2 protein-coding genes are annotated in these 2,972 nt (G+C 60.2%); both read left to right on the top strand.

Annotated features, from left to right (window positions below; genetic code table 11):
- Positions 1-237 precede the first annotated feature (237 nt).
- Positions 238-936, top strand: coding sequence for a response regulator (locus tag AC1D1F_RS24680; RefSeq protein WP_477678974.1), 699 nt, complete (start codon positions 238-240; stop codon positions 934-936).
- A complete protein-coding gene (locus tag AC1D1F_RS24675) occupies positions 933-2,756 on the top strand; it encodes a sensor histidine kinase (protein ID WP_477697579.1) in 1,824 nt (607 codons plus the stop codon). Before AC1D1F_RS24680 ends, AC1D1F_RS24675 begins: the two co-directional genes overlap by 4 nt.
- Positions 2,757-2,972: the final 216 nt, after the last annotated feature.

The following is a 2,972-nucleotide window of genomic DNA, read 5'->3' as shown; positions in this document are numbered from 1 at the left end:
GCAGTCTGGGTCCCTACGCTTCGCTACGGGCAACCTGCGGTGCTCGAGCCAAGCGGGGTCTGGCTAAACTCGCCTTCGGCTCAAACAACGCCAGCCCTGATCCGCTTGTCTCTGCGCTCCTCGGCCCAGCCAGGACGGGGCAATCGGGACCGGGATCGGAAGCGGGAACAGAAGAAAAATTCCAAAGAACGCACATCCGGCCGGGATAATCCACCGGTACGCCTCCACATCCCGCCCATGAAAATCACCTTCGTCGATGACAGCCCGCTGATGCGCCAGACGATTGGCCAGGTGCTGGCGCAGGGCTTCCCGGACGCAAAGATCACGTCATTTGAGACCTTGGGCGCCGCAATGGCGTTTGCCCGCGAAGAAGAACAAGACCACTGGTTGATCGACCTGGGCTTGCCGGATGGAAGCGGCATCGACCTGATCCGCCAGGTACGCGAAACCTTCCCCTTGACGCATATCCTGGTCATCACCGTATTCGCGGATGCGGACAACATCGTCAACAGCATTCAAGCCGGCGCAAACGGCTACCTGCTCAAAGAAGACATGCAAAGAGCCCAGTCGCTGACCTCCTCGATTGAGGCTATTCGCCAAGGCGGCACACCGCTTTCGCCCGTGATTGCAAGCCGTCTGCTGGCGCGCATGCAAATGCTCGACGCGCCGGCTCCTGTGAAGAACGAAGCATCCCGGCAACGCCAGACGCCTGCGCAACCAGCACCGCCCGACACGCCGGCACATGGGCTGGCGCCGCGTGAAATTGAATTGCTGCTTCTGCTGTCGCGTGGCTACACCTACCAGGAGGCGGCCAACTTGATGGCGGTGGAACTGGGGACCGTGCAAACCTACGTGAAACGCATCTACACCAAGCTCGCCGTGAATTCGCGAACCCAGGCGATTTTTGAGGCCCGCGCACTGGGTATCTCGTTGTGAGGTTTCTGGCCTGGCTGTCTCTGGCCTGGGGCCTGCTGGCAAGCGCGGCCTTCGCGCAACCTTTGCCCATCACGCTGCAGGAAGCCAGGCTCTCCGTGACGATTTCCCCATCCCACCGCGAGCAAGGCGAGTTGCGCGAACTGGGACTACAGCCCCTGCCCTGGAAGTGGGACCAGAATTTTCCGCGGCGGCAGGGGGTGATGCATTTCACGCTGGATGTACCGATAGAACAAGCCCTGCTGACGCAACTGAAAGCCGACGGCCGCCAGGGCCTGGGTTTTTCATCGCTCCAGATGGGCAACCGTTATCGCTACCGCATCAACGGCGAGGCTTGGCACTACGTGGGCTGGAACCAGCCGAACACGCAATTCCGCACCGGACCGCGCTGGCAATTGCTGGCAGCCCAGGATCTGCAGGCAGGTACGAATATCCTGGAAATCGACATCCGCGCGGAACCCGCCAGCAACGCCGGGCTGGCCCGCATTGAGCTGGGGGATGAGTTCACTTCGCTGGCTGGGCATGAGAGCGAGGTCAATCACCGCAAGGGACTGGCATTGATGTCCGGGACCCTGTCGGCACTCATAGGACTGATGGCTCTTGCGCTGTGGTGGCAAAGCCGCGACAAAGCTTACCTGGTCACCGGCCTTGGGCAAGCTTGCTTCGTCCTTTGGCAGGTCGATTTTTTTGTCGACTATCCGCCGGTCCCCACCTGGGTCTTCAACGCGGGCAGGTCGGCGACGTATGCCTATTACGCCGGGCTGATGTGCTGGGTCAGCGTGCTGCTGGTCAGGAAGCCCGCGCCGTGGCTGAACAGGCTTCTCCAGATTTACCTCTGGACGGCACTCCCTACCCTGGCGGCAGGTGCTGCTTTGCAGGACTACCGGGTTTACGAGCTGTTCTGGGTGCCCGCCAGCCTGCTGTTGGGCGCCGTGAGCTTCACTCGTTATACCGTTGTGACGTGGAAGAAGTCGGACGGCACGGTACGCCTCAACGCATTGATGGCGGGCGTCGCGGTCGCCTTCGGTCTTTGTGACCTTGTGCTCACGTTCTCGCCCTCGGGTTTTGGCAAAGCCAATCTGTTGAACTATGCATTCCTGTTCTATAACTTTGCCGTCGGCATGATGATGGTGCGCAATTACTGGAGCATGCAAAACAGGCTGCTAAGGCTGCGCTACGAAAAGGGCCTGGAGGTCAAGCAAGCGGCCATGCTCGAACGGCAACGCTTGATGCAAGACATCCACGACTCGGTCGGCTCCCAACTGGTCGCGCTGCTCAGTCTGGTCAAGAGCAGCGCACCGCAAGAAGTATTGCAAACGCACACCTCCGAGGTTCTTGACGAGCTTCGGATTGCAGTGGACGCCATCGAGAACGTCAATGGCGACCTCGCTGTAGTCCTGGCCACCATGCGGCATCGGCTGCAACCCCGGCTGGATTCCGCGAACGTGTCCCTGGTCTGGGAGGTAGACGCGCTACCGCGATTCGAACTGCTGACACCCAAGCATATTCAGCATATCCAGCGCATCCTGCTGGAGGTGTTTACCAACATCATTCAACACGCCAAGGCTACACGCGTGGTATTTGCGGCCCACTGCGAATTGCCAGATAGCGCAGAGGGCTCTTCGCCAAAAGCTGGGCAAGAACACAGCCGCATGATCCGCGTCAGCATCAGCGACAACGGGATCGGCATCGGCAGCACGACCACAAGGGGGCGCGGTCTTGCCAACATGCAAAGCCGCGCCGGGATGCTGGGGGCGACGCTTGCGGTGACCGCGGGAGAGGTTTGCGGTACTACTGTTAGTTTGGCAATTCCACTGCACTGAAACGGGAAGCCGGGTCTTGCGCCGGTCTTTGCGCGCTCTTCTCTCTGTGCTCTCTTCTAAGTTCTGTTGGCCGGGGGTAGCCCGGCGGCTACTCACTTTTCTTTTGCTTCGCCAAAAGAAAAGTAAGCAAAAGAAAAGGCGACCCTGGTTGCTGCGTCCCTCCGCTTCGCTACGGGCAACCTGCGGTGCTCGGTCCAGACGGGGTCTCGCTAAACT

The sequence above is a fragment of the Polaromonas sp. P1_H6 genome (assembly GCF_056405195.1).
This window is presented reverse-complemented; position numbering and strand designations above follow the sequence as displayed.